Origin of the sequence: Streptomyces sp. NBC_00400 (assembly GCF_036048035.1) — a bacterium.
Taxonomy (GTDB): domain Bacteria; phylum Actinomycetota; class Actinomycetes; order Streptomycetales; family Streptomycetaceae; genus Streptomyces.
The window spans coordinates 5,238,410-5,257,198 of record NZ_CP107940.1 but is presented as its reverse complement, the minus strand read 5'-3'; the positions used below and the strand labels follow the sequence as shown (position 1 = coordinate 5,257,198).

Annotated in this window: 18 protein-coding genes and 1 other RNA gene; 5 read left to right on the top strand and 14 right to left on the bottom strand. The window is 71.8% G+C overall.

Features of this window, described 5'->3' with window-relative positions; translation table 11 throughout:
* Positions 1-299 precede the first annotated feature (299 nt).
* The 4 genes from OHS81_RS23015 to OHS81_RS23000 all read right to left on the bottom strand — a co-directional run bounded on the left by OHS81_RS23015 (position 300) and on the right by OHS81_RS23000 (position 5,158).
* Positions 300-2,885, bottom strand: coding sequence for a HelD family protein (locus tag OHS81_RS23015; RefSeq protein ID WP_328386563.1), 2,586 nt, complete (start codon positions 2,883-2,885; stop codon positions 300-302).
* A gap of 220 nt (positions 2,886-3,105) precedes the next feature.
* The gene (locus tag OHS81_RS23010) at positions 3,106-3,849 is read right to left on the bottom strand and encodes an anti-sigma factor family protein (RefSeq protein WP_328386562.1); all 744 of its coding nucleotides are present in this window, start codon (positions 3,847-3,849) and stop codon (positions 3,106-3,108) included.
* Positions 3,846-4,385, bottom strand: a complete 540-nt coding sequence (locus OHS81_RS23005) for a sigma-70 family RNA polymerase sigma factor (RefSeq protein WP_088797889.1) — start codon at positions 4,383-4,385, stop codon at positions 3,846-3,848. Before OHS81_RS23005 ends, OHS81_RS23010 begins: the two co-directional genes overlap by 4 nt.
* A 101-nt stretch (positions 4,386-4,486) precedes the next feature.
* A complete protein-coding gene (locus OHS81_RS23000; RefSeq protein ID WP_328386561.1) occupies positions 4,487-5,158 on the bottom strand; it encodes a CGNR zinc finger domain-containing protein in 672 nt (223 codons plus the stop codon).
* Positions 5,159-5,419: 261 nt separating this feature from the next.
* Between OHS81_RS23000 and OHS81_RS22995 the strand changes: the two genes are divergently transcribed.
* Positions 5,420-6,196: a class I SAM-dependent methyltransferase gene (locus tag OHS81_RS22995; protein WP_328386560.1), complete on the top strand. Its 777-nt coding sequence runs from the start codon at positions 5,420-5,422 to the stop codon at positions 6,194-6,196.
* Between the two features lie 87 nt (positions 6,197-6,283).
* On the opposite strand, the gene OHS81_RS22990 is transcribed toward OHS81_RS22995, so the two are convergent.
* From OHS81_RS22990 to OHS81_RS22980, 3 genes are all read right to left on the bottom strand, one after another.
* A complete protein-coding gene (locus OHS81_RS22990; RefSeq protein WP_328386559.1) occupies positions 6,284-7,528 on the bottom strand; it encodes a uroporphyrinogen-III synthase in 1,245 nt (414 codons plus the stop codon).
* Between the two features lie 248 nt (positions 7,529-7,776).
* Positions 7,777-9,267: a nitrate/nitrite transporter gene (locus OHS81_RS22985; protein WP_328386558.1), complete on the bottom strand. Its 1,491-nt coding sequence runs from the start codon at positions 9,265-9,267 to the stop codon at positions 7,777-7,779.
* A gap of 145 nt (positions 9,268-9,412) precedes the next feature.
* Complete coding sequence (locus OHS81_RS22980) at positions 9,413-9,817, bottom strand: ATP-binding protein (protein WP_328386557.1); 405 nt, start codon at positions 9,815-9,817, stop codon at positions 9,413-9,415.
* Positions 9,818-9,970: 153 nt separating this feature from the next.
* On the opposite strand from OHS81_RS22980, the gene OHS81_RS22975 reads away from it, so the two are divergent.
* Positions 9,971-10,756, top strand: coding sequence for a helix-turn-helix domain-containing protein (locus OHS81_RS22975; RefSeq protein WP_328386556.1), 786 nt, complete (start codon positions 9,971-9,973; stop codon positions 10,754-10,756).
* A complete protein-coding gene (locus tag OHS81_RS22970) occupies positions 10,753-11,073 on the top strand; it encodes a DUF397 domain-containing protein (protein ID WP_328386555.1) in 321 nt (106 codons plus the stop codon). The genes OHS81_RS22975 and OHS81_RS22970 overlap by 4 nt, the downstream gene beginning before the upstream one ends.
* 33 nt (positions 11,074-11,106) lie before the next feature.
* Here OHS81_RS22970 and OHS81_RS22965 read toward each other — a convergent pair whose 3' ends face one another.
* Entirely contained in the window at positions 11,107-11,646 is a 540-nt protein-coding gene (locus tag OHS81_RS22965) for a DUF4232 domain-containing protein (RefSeq protein WP_328386554.1), read from the bottom strand.
* Positions 11,647-11,758: 112 nt separating this feature from the next.
* Entirely contained in the window at positions 11,759-12,733 is a 975-nt protein-coding gene (locus OHS81_RS22960; RefSeq protein ID WP_328386553.1) for a LysR family transcriptional regulator, read from the bottom strand.
* Between the two features lie 147 nt (positions 12,734-12,880).
* On the opposite strand from OHS81_RS22960, the gene OHS81_RS22955 reads away from it, so the two are divergent.
* The gene (locus OHS81_RS22955) at positions 12,881-14,239 is read left to right on the top strand and encodes an MFS transporter (protein ID WP_328386552.1); all 1,359 of its coding nucleotides are present in this window, start codon (positions 12,881-12,883) and stop codon (positions 14,237-14,239) included.
* A gap of 98 nt (positions 14,240-14,337) precedes the next feature.
* On the opposite strand, the gene ssrA is transcribed toward OHS81_RS22955, so the two are convergent.
* The 5 genes from ssrA to ftsE all read right to left on the bottom strand — a co-directional run bounded on the left by ssrA (position 14,338) and on the right by ftsE (position 18,272).
* Positions 14,338-14,707, bottom strand: a transfer-messenger RNA (tmRNA) gene (ssrA, locus tag OHS81_RS22950).
* A gap of 123 nt (positions 14,708-14,830) precedes the next feature.
* The gene (gene smpB / locus OHS81_RS22945; RefSeq protein ID WP_328386551.1) at positions 14,831-15,328 is read right to left on the bottom strand and encodes an SsrA-binding protein SmpB; all 498 of its coding nucleotides are present in this window, start codon (positions 15,326-15,328) and stop codon (positions 14,831-14,833) included.
* 18 nt (positions 15,329-15,346) lie between these two features.
* Entirely contained in the window at positions 15,347-16,567 is a 1,221-nt protein-coding gene (locus tag OHS81_RS22940; RefSeq protein WP_328386550.1) for a S41 family peptidase, read from the bottom strand.
* 68 nt (positions 16,568-16,635) lie between these two features.
* Positions 16,636-17,550, bottom strand: coding sequence for a permease-like cell division protein FtsX (gene ftsX / locus OHS81_RS22935; RefSeq protein WP_088797900.1), 915 nt, complete (start codon positions 17,548-17,550; stop codon positions 16,636-16,638).
* Between the two features lie 32 nt (positions 17,551-17,582).
* Positions 17,583-18,272 carry a cell division ATP-binding protein FtsE gene (gene ftsE / locus OHS81_RS22930; RefSeq protein WP_328386549.1) on the bottom strand — a complete coding sequence of 230 codons (690 nt, stop codon included), beginning with the start codon at positions 18,270-18,272 and terminating at the stop codon, positions 17,583-17,585.
* Positions 18,273-18,521: 249 nt separating this feature from the next.
* On the opposite strand from ftsE, the gene OHS81_RS22925 reads away from it, so the two are divergent.
* Positions 18,522-18,716, top strand: coding sequence for a hypothetical protein (locus tag OHS81_RS22925; protein WP_328386548.1), 195 nt, complete (start codon positions 18,522-18,524; stop codon positions 18,714-18,716).
* Positions 18,717-18,789: the final 73 nt, after the last annotated feature.

Genomic DNA, 18,789 nt, shown 5'->3' with positions numbered 1-18,789 from the left:
CACCGACCCGCCATGCTCGCCTCGCGGCAAGTGGTCGCTCGTAGCGACGATGGTTGGGCCCGGGGGCTTGGATCGGGCCGGTGCCGTCACCCAGGCTAACAAACCATCCCCGGAAGCGAATCCCGTCCCGCGGGCCCGATTTCAAGACCCCTCGTACGGCGGCGGCGCAGCGCCCGGCCGCGCCCGCCGTACGGGTGCCGGGCCGAGGCCCGGCGGGGGGCAGGACCGGGCCCGAGGGGTGCCGCGCCGGGCCGGCGGGTACCGGGCCGAGGCCCGCCCGGGCCGGTCCCGCAGCGGGTTCAGTCCCGCAGCAGGTCCGGCACCCCGGCCGTGTCCGGCTCGTCCCGCGCGGCCGACAGCACGGTCAGCTGCCGGGTGGCCCGGGTCAGTGCCACGTACAGCACCCGCAGCCCGGCCGGGGACTCGTCGGCGATCTCGGCGGGCGAGACCACCAGGGTGGCGTCGTACTCCAGCCCCTTGGCCTCCAGGGAGCCCAGCGCCACCACCCGGTCGCCGAGCGGGGCGAGCCAACGGCGGGCCTGCGCGCGGCGGTTCATGGCCACCACGACGCCGACCGTGCCGTCCACCTCGTCCAGCAGCCGCCCTGCCTCGGCGACCGTGGCCTCGGCCAGCGCCGCGTCGTCGGCGGCCCGGTCCGGCCGGCCCCCGTCCCTGTCCCCGTCCGCGTCCGCTTCCGCGACGAGCGCGAAGCGCGGCTCCAGGCCCGTGGAGCGGACCGCCTTCGGCGACTGCATCCCGGGCATCGCCAGCGCCAGCACCCTGGCGGCCAGTCCGGCGATCTCCGCGGGGTTGCGGTAGTTCACGGTGAGCGTGAAGCGGCGGCGCGGGCGGGTGCCCAGCGCCTCGTCGCGGGCTACGGCGGCCTCGTCCGGGTCGGACCACGAGGACTGCGCGGGGTCACCGACGACGGTCCAGGTCGCGTGCCGGCCGCGGCGGCCGACCATCCGCCACTGCATCGGCGTCAGGTCCTGCGCCTCGTCGACGATGACATGGGCGTAGTCGGTGCGCTCCTCCTCCAGCCGTTCGCGCCGGCCGCGGCCGCCGCCGTTGCGCTCCGTGTAGGTCGACAGCTCCTCCAGACCGGTCAGATGGTCCAGCGGGTCGGCCTCGCGCGGCCGGGGCGGGCGCATCGGGGCGCCGAGGATCATCTGCAGCTCGTCCAGCAGGGCGACATCGTGCACCGACAGCGGGCCCTTCCCCTCCCCCGCCCCGGGGGCCCGGGCGGGGGTGTCCCCGGCGGCGGCCGGGGGCGCACCGGCGCCGTCCAACCGCCGCAGGGAGCGGGCCAGTTGGCGCACCTCGCGCGGGTTGAGGATCCGGCGCGCCCAGCGGCCCAGCAGTCGCTCGTCGGCCATCGCGGCGAGCACCCCGCCCGGGGTCAGCTCGGGCCACCAGGCGTCCAGGAACTCCTGGAATGCGGTCTCGGTGGTGATGTCCTCGTCGAAGCCCTCACGGGCCTCGGCGGCCAGTTCGGGATCGGTGTAGCGGCGGGCGGCGCCGGACTTGGCCCACAGGGCGTCCAGGATCAGCCGGCGGGCGCGCGGGCGCAGCAGATTGACCGGGGCGGTGCCGCCGAGCGCGGACTGCCGGATGGCGTGCAGCTCGTCGGCGTCCAGCTCGATCCGGCCGCCGAAGGCGACGACCCGCAGCCGGGCGGGTACGGCCGGGGCGGGGCGGGAGGGTCTGGAGCGGCGGCGGCCGGTGCCCTCCCCGTCGCGTTCACCGTTCCCGGCGGACGCGGTGAACAGATCCTCCAGGGAGAGCTGGGCGTCCTCGTCCACGGCCCCGCCCTTGGGCCTGGGCGCCGCGGCCACGGGGCCGGCCAGCTCCAGCGCCCCGCGGGCCGCCTTGCGCAGCAGCTTCAGCATCCGCGACGAACCCTTGATACGCGCCACCGCGGGCGGGTCATATGCGGTCGCCTCGACGCCGTCCACGAGCGAGCCGAGCGACCGGATGGCGACCTGGCCCTCCTCGCCGAGCGACGGCAGGACGCCTTCGGTGTACGCGACCAGCAGCGGCGTCGGCGAGACGATCAGGATGCCGCCCGCATAGCGGCGCCGGTCCTGGTAGAGGAGGTAGGCGGCGCGGTGCAGCGCGACCGCGGTCTTGCCCGTGCCGGGGCCGCCCTCGACCTCGGTGACGGAGGCGGCGGGGGCCCGGATCACCATGTCCTGCTCGGCCTGGATGGAGGCCACGATGTCCCGCATGGTGTGGCTGCGGGCCCGGCCCAGCGCGGCCATCAGCGCACCGTCACCGATCGCGGGCAGCTCCTCGCCGTCCAGCGTCGCGGTGACCTCGGGGCGCATCAGGTCGTCCTCGACGCCGAGGACCCGGCGCCCCTTGGAGCGGATCACCCGCCGCCGGACGACCCGGCCAGGGGCGACCGGGGTGGCCCGGTAGAAGGGCGCGGCGGCCGGCGCCCGCCAGTCGATGACCAGCGGGGAGTAGTCCGCGTCGAGCACGCCGAGGCGGCCGATGTGCAGCGTCTCGGCGATCGCGGCGCGGTGGTCCTCGATCGCGCCGTCGGCGGGCTCGACGGAGGTGAAGGCGCCGTCCGGGCCCTTCTTGCCGTCCTTGCCGAGGAGCAGGTCGATCCGGCCGAAGAGGAAGTCCTCGTACTCGGAATTCAGGCGGTGGAGATGGACGCCGGCCTGGAAGACCTGGGCGTCGCGCTCGGCGAACGCGCCGGGCGTGCCGACCTGGCCGCGCTTGGCGGCGTCGTCCATCAGGAACTCTGCCTCGTGGATCTTCTCCTCGAGGCGCCGGTAGACACGGTCCAGATGCGTCTGCTCGGCTTCGATCTCGCGGTCGCGAACGGAATCCGAAGCGTGATCCGGTGCGTGCGTGGCGTTGTGCGCGGCCACCCAGGCCCCCTTCTCCTGTGCGTAGGGCAGCCGTCAACCGTACGCGAACCAGGCACCGCGCGCACCTGGGGAAAGGGACAAAGTCGGGCGATTTTGGTCGGATGTTGAATCAAGCCTCTACGTCGGGCGGACCCGGTCGAGGGGATTGCCGATCGACGGCATGGCGGTCCTTGACGGGCGCCCCGTGCCGTACCCGGCCCGGGGCGCCGGACCGCGCCGCTCAGACGTTCACCTTGGCCAGCCGCTTGCCCTCCGTCGTGGTGACCTCGAAGTGGTCGATGTCGCCGCGGTTGAAGCCCGCGCCGCCCGCCGCGTACAGGGGCTCGCGGTTCCACTTCGCGGTGCCGCCCGGGATGCCGTAGCCCCCCTTGGGCACCGCCCAGGTGGTCACCGTCTGCCGCTTGCCGTCCTTGCCGACGGCCACCAGGCCGCAGGTGAGCGGCCCCTTGACGTTGGCGAGTTCCAGGACCACCTGGGTGCCCCACGGCCGGGCGGCCATCGAGACGCCCGCCGAGACCTTGGTGTCCGGGTCGGTGGAGCTCACCTTCTCGCCCGCCGCGTACTGGGCCCGTACGGCGTTCGCCAGCGGCGGCGCCGGTTTCTCGCCGGAGTCCTGGGGCGTCAGCTTCAGGGCGGCGAGCGGGCCGCCGACGATCAGCACGACGGCGGCGGCGACCAGGAACAGCCGGCGCCGGGCGCGGCCGCGCCGGGTGGCGGCGACCTCGTCCATCAGCCCGTTCAGCAGCCCCGGACCGGGGACGGCCGTGATCGTCTGCGGCGTCGGGGCGGACTGTTTGAACTCGGCCAGCACCGGCGACAGGCCCATGAGTTCTTCGAGTTCGGCCGCGCACCGGTGACAGCCGACGAGATGCGCCTCGAACCGGTCGGCGTCGGCACCGTCCAGGACGCCCAGCGCATAGGCGCCGACGTCGGTGTGCCGGTCCGGCTGCGTGGGCGGGTTCACTCCGTTACTCCTCGTTCCTCTAGCGAGAGTCTCAGGGAGCGCAGCGCGTAGAACACCCGGGACCGCACGGTCCCGGCCGGTACGCGCAGCACCTCCGCTGCCTCGTTGACGGTACGTTCCTTGAAATACGTCTCGACGAGGGCCTCTCGATGGGCCTGGCTCAGGTCGCTCAGCGCCTCGGAGATCGTCATCATGCGCAGTGCGCGGTCGATGACATCCGCGGCCGGCATCGTCTCCAGAGGAGTCGGATCGACCTCTTGGGGCCGCGCCTTGCGACTGCGGTGCCCGTCGATCACGATCCGCCGTGCGACGGTCACCAGCCAGGGTCGTATCGAGCCGGTCGCCCGTTGCAACTGGTCGGCGTTGCGCCAGGCGCGCACCAGCGTCTCCTGCACCACGTCCTCCGCGCGGTGCCGGTCGCCGGCCACCAATCGCAGGACGAAGGCGAGAAGCGGGCCCGCATGATCGTCATAGAGGGCTCGCATGAGCTCCTCGTCAGGTGTCGTCCTGTCTGCCACGACGGCATCCTTACGCACTCCAACTCCCGGGTCGATAGCCCAGATCGCCCAAGATCGCCGGGGGACCCTGCCATGAATCGGACTTGCGGTGAGGAGTACGGACGGGACGGGCGGGTTACTCAGAGTTCGGCGGAAAATTTTTCCGCGCCGGTCACGACGCTCTGACCAGCGCTTCCGGCCTGCTCCCTGCGCACGGTCGTCCGCCGCCGGTGCCGGGCCACCCGCTCCCGGTTGCCGCACACCTCGCTGGAACACCAGCGGCGGCGACGGCCGCGCGAGGTGTCCAGATACACCAGGGTGCAGCTCTCGCCCTCGCACTGGCGCAGTTGCTGCCGGGCCACCGCGTCGGTCAGCAGGCCGATCGCGTCCCGGGCGACCGCGGCCAGCAGCCCGGCGCAGTCGGGCGGGCCGGCCAGGGCACGGGCCAGGGCGCCGTCGACGGTGCGCACCGCAGACGCGGCGGGCGGCTGCCCGGACGCGGCCGCGCAGTTGAGCAGCGCCAGGTCGGCCTCGGTCGCCCGGCCCCGCAGCTCGTCGTGCACCACCCGGCGCAGCAGCTCGCGCAGTACGCGGAAGCGGCCGACCCAGCTGCCGTCGACGCCGTCCAGCGGGGTGCCGCGCGGCACCAGACCCGCGCCGACCAGCCAGGCCCGCAACTGGTCGGGGCCGGTGAGCCGTTCGGCGGTGGGCCGTTCGCCGGTGAGCCGTCCGGCGGGGGCACGGTCGGCCGTGGCTGCCAGGTCCAGGCAGATCCGCCCGCAGTCGAACCGCAGGTCGCAAGGCGCCGCCATGTTCCTGTCACTCCTTAGGGCCAAACGTGTGTGCTTCCAGAGTGCCCGGCCCACGGGCCCGCCGGAACCCTCCGGAGGCGGCCACTCCACGCAGGCATGACACGTAGACACAGCAAGTAGACGCTAGGTGTATACGCCTTATGTATAGTTCGCGGCACGGCGGTTCGCGGGCCCCGGACCCCGGGCCCCGGCCACCGCATGCCGTCGCGCTTGCCGCAGCGCTTCCCCTAGCGCTCCTTGCCCTCCAGGAGGAAGGTCTCCATGTCGCGCACGTCCCTGCTCACGAACCGCGCCAGCCTGACCCACAAGATCGGTTACGCGGTCCGCCACCCGGCCAAGATCACCCCGTACGTCAAGCGCACCGCCCGCGACACCTGGCTCCGCCTCAAGCACCCCGACCACGTCGCGTACTACCGGGCGGTGATGGCCTCCGACACCGGCCGCAACCCGGAGGCCGCGGTCGGCAGCCGCAGCCATGAACGCTGGCTGGCGCTGGGCGAGATGCAGTTCGACTACCTGGCCGAACACGGTCTGAAGCCCGGCCACCGGATGCTGGACATCGGCTGCGGCAATCTGCGCGCCGGCTGGCGCTTCATCGCCCACCTGGACGCCGGCAACTACTACGGCATCGACATCTCGCCGGACATCCTGGTCTCCGCGAAGCAGACCCTGACCACCTACGAGCTCCAGGCCAAGCTGCCGCACCTGACGATCACCCAGAATCTGACCCTGGACTTCCTGCCGTCCGCCCACTTCGACGTCGTCCACGCGCACAGCGTCTTCTCGCACTCACCGCTCGGCGTCATCGACGAATGCCTCGCCCATGTCGGCCGCATCCTGGCGCCCGGCGGCTTCTTCGACTTCACCTTCGACCGCACCGAGGGCGCCGAACACCAGGTGCTGCGCGAGGACTTCTACTACCGGACCGAGACCCTGCTGAGCCTGGCCCGCAAGCACGGCCTGGAGGCGCGCTTCATGGAGGACTGGGAGAAGCGGCCGCACGGCCAGTCCAAGATCCGGGTGAACAACCCGGCGTAGCGGGCGTCCCGCCGCTGCTCCCCGCCACAGCAGAGGACACCTCCCCGCCGCCGTACGTGTCCGTGCCACTCCCCGTACGTGCCCGTGCTACTCCCCGCCGTACTTGTCCGTGTCCGCATGCGGGTCGAGCGACAGCCGGTAGCCGCGCTTGACGACCGTCTGGATCAGCTTGGGCGCGCCCAGCGCCCCCCGCAGCCGGGCCATCGCCGTCTCCACGGCATGCTCGTCCCGGCCCGTCCCCGGCAGCGCGCGCAGCAGATCCGCACGGGAGACCACCCAGCCAGGGCGACGCGCCAGCGCACGCAGCAGCGCCATCCCGGCCGGCGGCACCGGCCGCAGCGCACCGTCCACCACGACGGCATGCCCGCGGATCTCCAGCCGCCGCCCGGCCACCGGCAACGGCTTCACCCGCCCCGGGAGTTCACGGCACAGCAACTGCACCAGCGGCCCGAGCCGGAAGCGCTCCGGCTGGAGCGTGGGGACGTCCTCCGCCTGGAGCGGCAGCGCGGTCACCGGCCCCACGCACACCGGCAGCACCTCCCGCCGCAGTGCCGCCAGCACCTCCTCGCGGATCCCCCGCTCCCCGGCCCGGCGCAGCAGCGACGCGGCGGCCGGCGCGCTGGTGAAGGTCACCGCGTCCAGGGCCCGCGAGAGCACCGCGTCCAGCAGCCGGTCGACCGGCCCGATGTCCTCCGGCGGCATCCACCGGTACACGGGGACGCCGACCACCTCCGCACCGCCGGCCCGCAGCGCCTCCACGAAGCCCGGCAGCGGCTCCCCGTGCAGCTGCAGGGCCACCCGGCGCCCGGAGACGCCCTCCTCCAGCAGCCGGTCCAGCACCTCGGCCATCGACTCGGAGGCCGGCGACCACTTCTCGGTCAGCCCGGCCGCCCGGATCGCACCGCGCACCTTGGGCCCGCGCGCCAGCAGCTCCACCCCGGTCAGCCGGTCCAGCAGCGCCTCACCGAGGCCCCAGCCCTCCGCGGCCTCGATCCAGCCGCGGAAGCCGATGGCGGTGGTGGCCACGACGACATCGGGCGCCCGGTCGATCAGGTCCCGGGTCACCGCCAGCAGTTCGGTGTCGTCCGGCAGCGGGACGATCCGCAGCGCGGGCGCATGCATGACCTGTGCGCCGCGCCGCTCCAGCAGGGCGCCCAGCTCCTCCGCCCGCCGGGCCGCGGTCACCCCGACGGTGAACCCGTCCAGCGGCCGGACGGCCGAGGGCGGTGCCGCTGCCGCTGCCGTTTCCGGTCCCGATTCCAATTCCGGTCCCGATTCCGCTTCCGGCGCCGCCGGCTCCCGCTCGTTGTGCTCCTGCTGCTGATCGTGCATGGTCGTCCCGCTCCGCCCAGAGTGGTGTTCTGCTGTGTGCTGCCGTACCGCCGCGGCTCGGGCGGCACGAAGTGCCAGGGTGTCAAGGTGCCAACGGCACGTGACGGTCCCGGTCCTCCAGTATTTCCCCGCGGTTACGGCGGGGCGCCCCTGCCCCACGCCGTACGGGCGGTACACCCACGGCGTGAGGCGGGGCGCCGCGCCGGATCCCCCCGCCCCCGCGCCCGCCCCGCCGCTCCCGCCCCTGCTCACACCTCCGCGTACACCGGCCCCCGCTCCCCGTCCGCCGCCTCCGACCCGTCCGACCCGTCCGCCTCCCCCACCGCCTGCGCCCCCTGCCCCGTACGCCGCCCACGCGCCGCGGGACGCAGGTAGACGCCCCAGGTCACCGCCCCGCACACCACGTAGCAGGCCAGGAACGACACAAACGCCGGAGTACCCGAGCCGGCCACCAGGAACGACTGCCGGAAAGCCAGATTGATGGCCAGCCCGCCGAGCGCGCCCACCGCCCCGATCAGCCCCATCGCCGCCCCCGAGAGCCGCCGTCCGTATACCGCGGCCTCCTCCCCCGCCAGCCCGCGGCGCAGCGCCTGGGCCTGGAAGATCCCCGGGATCATCTTGTAGGTGGAGCCGTTGCCGAGCCCCGACAGCACGAACAGCGCGATGAACCCGGCCAGGAACACCGGCAGCGACCGCTCCACCGACGCATAGATCACCACGCCCGTGGCCAGGCCCATCGCCGCAAAGTTGCCCAGGGTGATCCGGGCGCCGCCGAACCGGTCCGCCAGCCGCCCGCCGACCGGCCGGATCAGTGAGCCCAGCAGCGGCCCGAGGAACGTCAGCGACGCGGCCTCCAGGGGCGTCCGTGCGAACTGGTTCTGCAGCACCAGCCCGAAGGCGAAGCTGTAGCCGATGAACGACCCGAACGTGCCGATGTACAGCAGCGACATCACCCAGGTGTGCGGCTCCCTGGCGGCGTCGAGAGCCGCGCCGGTGTCGTTCGTCACCGGGGCCAGGTTGTCCATGAACAGCGCCGCGAGCACCGCCGCGAGGACGATCAGCGGCACATAGACGGCCGGCACGATCCGCGGATGCGCGGCCCCCGCCGTCCCGATCACCAGCAGCCCCAGCAACTGGACCACCGGCACCCCGATGTTGCCGCCACCGGCGTTCAGCCCCAGCGCCCACCCCTTCTTCCGCAGCGGATAGAAGGAGTTGATGTTGGTCATCGAGGAGGCGAAGTTCCCGCCCCCGACCCCGGCCAGCGCCGCGACCAGCAGGAACGTGCCGTACGACGTGCCCGGCTCCATCACCACCGCCGCCACGGCGGTCGGCACCAGCAGCATCGCGGCGCTCATCACCGTCCAGTTGCGCCCGCCGAACCGCGCCACCGCGAAGGTGTACGGCACCCGCAGCACCCCTCCCACCAGCGTCGGCACCGCCACCAGGAAGAACTTCCCGGCCGGATCGATCCCGTACTCCGGCCCCATGAACAGCACCATCACCGACCACAGGCTCCAGACGGAGAACCCGATGTGCTCACAGAGCACCGAGAAGGCGAGGTTCCGCCGCGCGACCCGCTCCCCCGTCTCCCGCCAGAACCCCTCGTCCTCGGGGTCCCAGTACTCGATCCAGCGCCCGCCCCGCCTCGTACGGCCGTCGGTACGGCCGTCGGCAGGAGTGTCGGCAGGGGTGTCGTCAGGCTTCTCGCTACGGGTGTCTGCTGCCGCGGCCGTCATCGCGCCTCCCAGGGGTCAGGTCCTGCTCCCTGACGCTAGGGACGACGGATTTCCGTACCGTGCCGCCCGGTGACGGGGACGCAACCTTGCACTCACGCAAGACGGCAGGGGGCGGTGAGGGGCGGGCGGCCCGCACGGCCCGCCGTCACAGGACGAACTCACACCAGACGACCTTGCCGGGCATCCGCTCCCCCACACCCCACTTGTCCGCCAGCGCCTCCACCAGCAGCAGCCCGCGCCCGCCCTCGTCCACCGGCCCGGCGCCCGTCCGCACCCGCGGCCATCCGTCCCCACTGTCGTGCACCTCCAGCCGCAGCACCCCGCCCCCGGGCGGCCACACGTACAGCTGGAAGCCGCGCCCCGGCGGCACCCCGTGGCGCAGCGCGTTCGTCGCCAGCTCGCTCACACACAGCAACACCGCGTCCGCCGGCTCCCCGACGCCCCACTCCGCCAGCGCCGCCCGTACAAACTCCCGCGCCCTCGGCACCGATCGTCGCTCACGCCGGTAGAACCGCTCGCGTGGACAGGGGAGTTGCCTCTCTCCGTTCATACGATGACGGTCGCAGTGCGTCACTACGCTGCCCAGTACGCGAACCCGTACTCGCGGTGAGTACGGGCGCACATACGGTCACCGGCGCCGAAGTACGGGGAGTGGTACGCCATGAAGCCGCGAAACAAGCCCAAGAAGCGACACTCCGCAGCCATGGAGGTCATCGGCGCCCAGTTAGCGCTGTTCCGCATCCACGCCGGGCTCACCCAGCGCGGCCTCAGCGAACGGTCCAGCGCCTCCGAGGAGACCATCGCCTCCATCGAACAGGGCAGGCGGGTCCTGATGCCACACCTGGCAACCGAGTTCGACCAGCTCCTCAAAACCTGCGGAGCGCTGGCGGCGGGGGTGGCGAAGCTGCCGCCGAAGGACAAGTATCCGATCTGGGCGGAGGAGTTCATCGCCTACGAGCGGGAGGCGATCTCGCTCTGCGGCTACGAAAGCGGTGTCGTCCCCGGCCTACTGCAGACCCAGGGCTACGCATTCGCCACGTTCCGCAGCAAAATCCCGCATCTCAATGAGGAGCAGGTCGAGCAGAAGGTCACGGACCGGCTGGATCGTCAGCAGATCCTGCACCAGCAGGACCCCGTCACCGCGAGCTTCGTCATCTCCGAGGCCGTCGTACTGAGCAATATCGGGGGCCGCGAGGTCATGCGGGGCCAGATCTCCCACCTGCGTCACTGCACGGAAGTCACCGGCGTATCCATTCAGGTCCTGCCACTGAAGCGCGAGCTTCACGCCGGGCTCGACGGACCGTTCGTGCTGCTGGAAACCCCCGACCACCAACACTTGGCCTATACCGAGGCGCAACGCAGCAGCGTGCTGACTTCCGACGCCGATGAGGTCAGCGTCCTCGCTCAGAAGTATGGAATGCTGCGAATGCAGGCCCTCAACGCAGAGGAAACCGTGGGCCTGCTGGACCGGCTGCTAGGAGAGCGATGACCCATCTGACGTGGTTCAAGTCCAGCTACAGCAGTGACGAGGGGGGCAACTGCCTCGAAGTGGCTTACGAATGGCACAAGTCCAGCCACAGCGGCAGCGAGGGCGGCAACTGCCTGGAAGTCGCCTACACCTGGCACAAGTCCAGCCACAGCAGCGACGAAGGCGGCGCCTGCGTGGAGGTCGCCGCCCACCCCTCCACCATCCACGTCCGCGACTCCAAGGACCCCCAGGGCCCGCACCTCGACTTCTCGCCGGGTGCCTGGGCCTCGTTCACCTCGTACGCCGCACGTACCGCTGCCGCCACAACAGCCCCGTAACCGGGGCTACGTAACCGGGGCTACGTAACCGGCCTACTCGGCCGCCTCCCGCGGCGGGCCCATCCATATCCGGTCCGTGCAGAGGGTCATCCACAGGCGCTTGCCCTTCTCGTCCCGTGCCACGACCGCCTGCCGGCCGGGGTAGTCGCGCGGCGCGGAGACCACGGCGAGGTCGTTGGTGACCGTGGCGGCGTTCGGCGGGGTTCCGGCGGGGCAGTCCCTGTAGCGCAGGGGGGCCGTGATGGTGCCGCCGCGCCCCAGGTCTATCGGCAGGGTCTTGCCGTGCCCTCGGGCATCGGCTTCGGGCCCCTTGCCGAGATGGACCTCGAAGGCCGGGAAGCCGTGGAACACACAGGGGCCCGCGCCCTTGTTGGCGATGGACAGCCGGGCCTCGCGCTGTTCGGTGTGCGGCTTCTTCTTCAGGACGGTGAGCGTCCAGCGCAGGCCTTTGGTCGTGCAGTTGGCGTGCAGCAGCGTCATCCGCGCCGAACCGCAGCCGGTCAGGGCCAGGCCCGCCGCGGCGGTCAAGGTCAGCGCGGCCGCCACCACCGCGAGATGTGAAGGCCGTCGCACGGTTCCCCCTGTTCGTTCCGGACAGATTTCCTCGCCATTAAGGAAAGACTTCACGCCCCCGGGGTTGCCTCTGCGGCCGTCTCTTCTTCCGAACGCCGCATACGCCGGGCGGTCACCCCCGTACGCCCATCACCCGCGCATCCGCCTCCGGGAGCCACCACGCACTCCCCGGCGGCGCCAACCAGCCGTTCCGGTCGGCCAGTTCGCGGGCAGCAGCGCGCAGCGCGTCCAGCCCCGGATGCCGCAGGCCCCGCCGCCACACCATCGAGACCGGTGAGAGCGGTACGGGATCGACGAGCGGCCGCAGCACCATCCCCGGCACCTCGATGAACTCCACACTCGCCAGCACCGACCACCCCCGCTTGCGCACCACCCGGACGAACTCCTGCGAGCCCTCGATCTCCGGGAACGGCTCGGCGGCCGCAATGCCGCGGCCCGCGAAAAGCCGCTCGGCCAGGTCCGTCCACTCCGCGGTCTGCGGATTTCCGGCGGCCGCGTAAAGCGTCTCGCCGGCCAGCTCGGCGAGGGCGACGGCGGGCCGTGCGGCCAGGGGATGGTCCTCGCGCAGCAGGACCGCCATCGGCTCCAGCCGGACCGGCTGATGGCCGAGACCGGCCCGTATCCCGGACGGCAGCGCCGCGATCCGGCCGAAGGAGACATCGAGGCGGCCGGCCGCCACCTCGGCCGCCGCGCCCGTCAGCCCGCTGTGGAAGCGGGCGACCAGCTCACAGCGGTCCGGCACCCGGTCCCTGGCCGCCTCCAGCACCCCATGGGCGGTACCGATCGGCACCCCCACATCCACCAGCAGCGGCCGCTCGGGGGCGCCCCGGAACGCGTCGGCCAGCTCGCCGTGCGCGGTCAGCACCCGCCGGGCGAGCGGCAGCAGCCGCGCCCCGTCCGCCGTCAGGGAGACCTGGCGGGTGGTCCGTACGAACAGCGCGGCGCCCAACTCCCGCTCCAGGCGCCGGATGTCACGGCTCAGCGCCTGCTGGGCGACGTAGAGCCGGGCGGCGGCGCGGGTGAAGTGCAGCTCCTCGGCGACGGCGAGGAAGGCGCGGAGCAGACGCGGATCGGTGTCGTACGGCACCGGGTCATCCTGGCAGCAGCGTTCCCTGCCGGCGCAGGCCGAGGGCCCGCCCCTGCACAGAGCCCGTACACACTGACAACACAGGTGCGTGAATGGGCGCTGACCAGGTGTTGGACGGGCGGCATCGGCGGCAGCGACCGTAGCGGCATGATCCTCTTCCTCGCCGCCCGGCCGGTCACACCCCCGCCCGTTCGCCCGGCCCCGCGGCGTGCCCGTACCCCCTTCCGCCGCCGCGCCCGCTTCCGTCCCCTCGCCCCCTACCGCCGGATCTTCGCCGTCCCCGGCGCCCGCGCCTTCACGGCCGCCAATCTGCTCGCCCGGCTGCCGATGGGGATGCTCAGCGTCAGCGCGGTGCTGATGATCGCCGGCTCGCGCGGCTCCTACGCGCTCGCCGGAGCGGTCACCGCGAGCGGGCTGGCGGCGACGGCGCTGGCCGGGCCGTGGACCGCCCGGCTGGTCGACCGTCACGGCCAGGCCCGGATCGCGGTCCCGGCCACCGCGCTCGCCGTCCTCGGCTCGCTCTCCCTGCTCCTGTGCGTCCACTACGGCGCGCCCGACTGGACCCTCTTCGCCTGCTACGCGGCCACCGCCACCACCCCCAACACCGGCGGGCTGTCCCGGGCCCGCTGGGCGCACCTCTTCCGCGACGACCCGGCCGCCCGGCACACCGCCAACTCCTTCGAACAGGCCGCCGACGAGCTGTGCTTCCTGCTCGGACCGGTGCTCGCCACGCTGCTGTGCACCACCCTCGCCCCGGAGGCGGGTACGGCGGTGGCCGCGGCACTGCTGCTGACCGGGGTGCTGCTGTTCGCGGCCCAGCGCCGCACCGAACCACCCGTGGCCCCGGTACCGGCCACCGGCAGGCCCCGCTCCCCCCTGCGCCGGCCGGGGCTGCCGCCGCTCCTGGTCACCTTCCTCGCCACCGGCGCGGTCTTCGGCTCCCTGGAGGTCGTGACGATCGCCTTCGCCGACGAGCACGGCCTGCGGTCCGCGGCGGGCGCACTGCTCGCCCTGCAGGCGGCGGGCTCCTGCGCGGCGGGGCTGCTCTACGGCCTGCTGCGGCCGACGACGGGGACAGCGACGGGGGCCCCTCCCCGCTCCTCACGAGCTCGGGGGACGGCCGGCCACCGCTTCCTCGGCTGCACCGCGGCGATGGCGGCCCTGATGCCGCTCCCGCTGCTCGCGGCCACGGCAGGGGGCCCGGCGACGCTGGCCGTCGCACTCCTCCTGGCCGGCACGGCGACCGCGCCGGCCATGGTCACCGGTATGGGACTCGTCCAGTCGCTGACGCCGCCCGCCCAGCTCAACGAGGGCATGACGCTCGCCGTGACCGCACTGCTGGGCGGGATCGCGGCCGGCTCGGCGGGCGGCGGCTGGGCGGTCGACCACCTGGCCGGGGCGGGCGCGGCCTACGGGGTGCCCGCGGCGGCGGCCGCCCTCGCGGCGGCCGTCACCCTGCTCACGGCACGCCGACGCCCAGCCCGCCCGCCGGCGCCCGTCAGCTGACCGGGGCCCTGGTCCTGGTCAGCTGACCAGGACCCCGGACCGCACACGACTCAGGCCCCGCCGTCCTGGGACGGCGGGGCCTGGGCCTCACATGGGATGAGTGGAGATGGCGGGAATCGAACCCGCGTCCAACGGTGCGGAATCAGGGCTTCTCCGAGTGCAGTTCGCTGCGATTTTCTCGGCCCCGGAGATCACGCGAACAAGTCTCCGACGGGCTCAGTCACTGTTTGATTTCCTCCTGAACCCCGTGACCGGGTCCAGAAGTTTAGTCCCCTAGCTGATGCCAGGATCCGGGTCGGGAACAGCCCCGGGCTGACACTTCGCAAGTCGCTACTTAGGCAGCGAGGGCGAAGGAATCGCGCTTGGTATTGGCGATTATTGGTTGCGACATATGGTTAACGAGATCATTGCCGCTTCCTCGACTCGCTTCCCCTGCTTCGACATCCGCTGTCGAAACCGATCATCCCCATGTTGATTTATCAAGGTGGTACCCACACCCCTCGTGGGGTGTGCTCCCATCGTACGGGAACAACGCGTGCCGTTGCCAGCGCATTCCCCGGCGGACCGGGCGGAGCGGCCCGTACGGGCAGATCAGCCCCGCTGCCGCCGCCGGGCCGCCGAGACGGCGCGGTCCGTCTCGCGGCGGTCCTGCTGCTCGCGGAGCGTCTGCCGCTTGTCGTACTCCTTCTTGCCCTTGGCCAGGGCGATCTCGACCTTGGCCCGGCCGTCCTTGAAATAGAGGGCCAGCGGCACGATCGTGTGCCCCGACTCCTGGCTCTTGGACTCCAGCTTGTCGATCTCGACGCGGTGCATCAGCAGCTTCCGCTTGCGCCGGGCGCTGTGGTTCGTCCAGGTGCCCTGGGCGTATTCGGGGATATGTACGTTGTGCAGCCAGGCCTCACCCCGGTCGATCTGGATGAAACCGTCCACCAGCGACGCCCGGCCCTGCCGCAGCGACTTCACCTCGGTGCCGGTCAGCACCAGGCCACACTCATAGGTGTCCAGAATGTGATAGTCGTGCCGCGCCTTCTTGTGCTGCGCCACGAGCTTGCGCCCGGGAGTCTTGTCCTTGCCCTTGTCCTTAGCCATAGTGCGGCCATTTTCGCACTACGCCCCGCCCCCGAGGCCACTCAATACTGTGCGGGCCCGTTTCTCCGCGCCGGATCCGACCATGACGTCGGGGGTGAGGCCGTCGCCGTCGACAGTGCGGCCGGACGGCGTGCGGTAGTGGCCGACGGTCAGCTCGGCGACCGAACCGTCCGCCAGCGTGCTGGGCATCTGCACCGACCCCTTGCCGAAGGTCCTCGAACCCACCACGAGCGCCCGCCCCCGGTCCTGGAGCGCGCCGGACAGCAGCTCGGCGGCGCTCATCGTGCCGCCGTCGACGAGGACGACCAGGGGGATACGGGTGTTGCCACCGCGCCGGGCGTACAGCGCGCGCTGGCTGCCGCGCACGTCGTACGTCGCGACCAGACCGCCGTCGAGGAAGGCGGAGGCGGTGGCCACCGCCTCCGTGACCAGGCCGCCGGTGTTGCCGCGCAGATCGAGCAGCATGCCGCCGTGCGGGGAGGCCCGGCGCACCGCCCGGCGGACCACCGCACCGGTGCCCTTGCCGAACGAGGCGATCTTGACGCGGGTCGGGCCGTGCGCACCGGCGGGACGGTCGATGACGACGTTGTGGGATCTGAGCCGGGTGCGGTGCAAGGTGGCCGACCAGCGGCGGGTGCCGCGCTGCAGGTCCAGCGTCACGGGGGTGCCGGCAGCGGCGGCGGGGTGACGGGAGCCGCCGGTGGCAACGCCCCGCAGCCGGGCGACGACCTCGGTGACCGGTGCGCCCCGGGACGGGCGGCCGTCGACGGCGCGCAGCCGGTCACCCACGGCGATACCGGCATGTGCGGCGGGGCCGCCGGGCTGGACCCGGGACACCTCGATCCGGCCGTGGGGCGCCTGGCGCACCCAGAGCCCGACGCCGACATAACCGCCGTCCAACTGCGCCTGGAAATCCTTGAACTCGCCCGCGCTGTAGATCGTCGACCAGCGGTCGCCGCTGCGGCTGACGACGTCCGCGGCGGCCTGCGCACCGGACTTGCCGTCCTCGACGGCCTCGGAAGCGGCGCGCTCGACGGCCGCGCGGTCCGCGGTGGCGGCCTCGCCGGCCCGCGCGCCGGACGCCGCGCGGGCCGGTACGGGCCGCTCGGCCGCACCCCGGTCACGGTCGCTCCACGTGCCGGTCGCCGCGCCGGTGGCGAGCACGCCCGCGAGGAACAACGTCAGGGCCGCCCCGCGGCGAATGCGGCGGGGCCGGTCGTACGAACACGGGCCCGACATGCCGGTGAGTCTAGGGGACAAAAGGGCGCCGTACGGCAAGTTGACCGTACGGCGCCCCTTGGCAAAGCTCACACCTTGAGGTACTTGCGCAACGCGAAGAACGCGGCGAGCGCGGGCATCAGCAGCCCGATCAGGAGGACCAGCGGGAGGACCGCCGCCACCGAGTCCCAGCCGATGAAGTTGACCACCTGGATCTTCTTCGCCAGCCAGTTGTTGATGAGGGCGTACTTGCCGCCGACCAGCAGCACACAGGCGAAGGCCGCGCCCAGCAGCCCCGCAATGGCGGCCTCCAGGATGAACGGCATCTGGATGTAGAAGCTGGACGCTCCCACCAGCCGCATGATCCCGGTCTCCCGCCGACGGCTGAACGCCGACACCCGGACGGTGTTGACGATCAGCATCAGCGCAACGACGAGCATCAGCGCCATCACGACTATCGCGGCGATGTTCATGCCGTTGAGGAGGTTGAACAGCGGCTCAACGGTGTCCCGTTGATCCTGTACTTCCTGGACGCCGGGCCGCTCGGAGAACGCCGACTTGATGACGGCGTACTTCGTCGGGTCCTTGAGCTTGACGCGGAAGGACTCCGGAAGCTGGTCGGGCGTCACCACTCCGGCAACGGGCGTATCGCCGAACTGCTCCTTGTAGTGCTTGTACGCCTGGTCGCTGGACTCGTACACCACCGGCTTCTGCACGATCGGCAGCCGGTCGAGCTCGGCCTTGATGTCGTTCTTCTGCTGCTGGGTGGCCGCACCCTTGGCGCAGTTGGTGCCGGTGTCGGCATCGTTCTTGTTGCAGAAGAAGATGGAGACGTTGACCTTGTCGTACCAGTAGCCCTTCATCGTGCTGACCTGGTCGCGCATCAGCAGCGAGGCGCCGAACAGGCCCAGCGAGAGGGCTACGGAGACGATGACGGCGAAGGTCATCGTGAGGTTTCGGCGGAGACCGACGCCGATCTCCGACAGGACGAACTGGGCGCGCATGGCGTCCTTTCAGTACTGGGGGCCGTACACGCTTAGTGCTGGTAGCCGTACACGCCGCGCGACTGGTCGCGTACGAGCCGGCCCTTCTCGAGTTCCATGACCCGCTTGCGCATCTGGTCGACGATCTGCTGGTCGTGGGTGGCCATGACCACCGTCGTACCGGTCCGGTTGATCCGGTCCAGCAGCTTCATGATGCCGACCGAGGTCTGCGGGTCGAGGTTGCCGGTGGGCTCGTCCGCGATGAGCAGCATCGGGCGGTTGACGAAGGCCCGGGCGATGGCGACGCGCTGCTGCTCACCACCGGAGAGCTCACCCGGCATACGGTCCTCTTTGCCGCCGAGCCCGACGAGTTCGAGGACCTCGGGAACCGTCTTGCGGATCTGGCCGCGCGGCTTGCCGATCACCTCAAGGGCAAAGGCGACATTCTCCCCCACGGTCTTGTTGGGGAGCAGCCGGAAGTCCTGGAAGACCGTGCCCACCTGGCGCCGCATCTGCGGGACCTTCCAGTTGGAGAGCTTCCCGAGGTCCTTGCCGAGGACGTGCACATGGCCGTGACTGACGCGCTCCTCGCGCAGCAGCAGCCTCAGGAAGGTGGACTTACCGGAGCCCGAGGAGCCCACCAGGAAGACGAACTCGCCGCGCTCGATCTCGAGCGAGACGTCCCTGAGTGCAGGACGGTTCTGCTTCGGGTAAGTCTTGGAGACGTTGTCGAATCGGATCACTGATGCACCACGGTCGACCTGAATAGGGGCACGGTTGCCGAGTTGCGGCTCCCGTCGGTGTGCGTGACCATACGCGAACCTCGCAGGGCGGCCCAGTCGGCGTAGGCGGTTGGTGCGGTTATTCACGGCACCTACGGGACAAAAGGCGCACAATTCTGCGGGGCGCGCCGTTTGGGCCATGAGCTGGCACAGTGGGAGAGGGAACCAATGCGCCTCCCGGTGCGTTGGTGCAGTGGAGAAGGAGGTCGCATGACGTACGACCGACTGGTGTGCGCCAATTGCGCGGCCCCTGTGAACGAGGGCCGCTGCCCCGTGTGCCGGGCCAGCAGAGAACGTCTTCAGCAGCAAGCGGGCGGTCTCTTCGCCCAGCTCAGCCCGGCGATGCTGGTGGCGCTGATGATCGTGCTGATAGCGCTGGGTGTGCTGCTCCACCAGACCGTCTGACACCGAGCCGTCCGACACCCGTACGAGGCTTTCCCGCCGACCACCCGTACGGGGCTTTCCGCCGACCACCCGT

Excerpts from the sequence above, each read along its gene's own strand:
- OHS81_RS22940 (WP_328386550.1), bottom strand. The coding sequence starts at position 16,567 with ATGTCGGGCCCGTGTTCGTACGACCGGCCCCGCCGCATTCGCCGCGGG.
- OHS81_RS22985 (WP_328386558.1), bottom strand. The coding sequence starts at position 9,267 with ATGACGGCCGCGGCAGCAGACACCCGTAGCGAGAAGCCTGACGACACC.
- OHS81_RS22990 (WP_328386559.1), bottom strand. The coding sequence starts at position 7,528 with ATGCACGATCAGCAGCAGGAGCACAACGAGCGGGAGCCGGCGGCGCCG.
- ftsX (WP_088797900.1), bottom strand. The coding sequence starts at position 17,550 with ATGCGCGCCCAGTTCGTCCTGTCGGAGATCGGCGTCGGTCTCCGCCGA.
- OHS81_RS22970 (WP_328386555.1), top strand. The coding sequence starts at position 10,753 with ATGACCCATCTGACGTGGTTCAAGTCCAGCTACAGCAGTGACGAGGGG.
- smpB (WP_328386551.1), bottom strand. The coding sequence starts at position 15,328 with ATGGCTAAGGACAAGGGCAAGGACAAGACTCCCGGGCGCAAGCTCGTG.
- OHS81_RS22980 (WP_328386557.1), bottom strand. The coding sequence starts at position 9,817 with ATGAACGGAGAGAGGCAACTCCCCTGTCCACGCGAGCGGTTCTACCGG.
- OHS81_RS22995 (WP_328386560.1), top strand. The coding sequence starts at position 5,420 with ATGTCGCGCACGTCCCTGCTCACGAACCGCGCCAGCCTGACCCACAAG.
- OHS81_RS22955 (WP_328386552.1), top strand. The coding sequence starts at position 12,881 with ATGATCCTCTTCCTCGCCGCCCGGCCGGTCACACCCCCGCCCGTTCGC.
- OHS81_RS22925 (WP_328386548.1), top strand. The coding sequence starts at position 18,522 with ATGACGTACGACCGACTGGTGTGCGCCAATTGCGCGGCCCCTGTGAAC.
- OHS81_RS23000 (WP_328386561.1), bottom strand. The coding sequence starts at position 5,158 with ATGGCGGCGCCTTGCGACCTGCGGTTCGACTGCGGGCGGATCTGCCTG.
- OHS81_RS22975 (WP_328386556.1), top strand. The coding sequence starts at position 9,971 with ATGGAGGTCATCGGCGCCCAGTTAGCGCTGTTCCGCATCCACGCCGGG.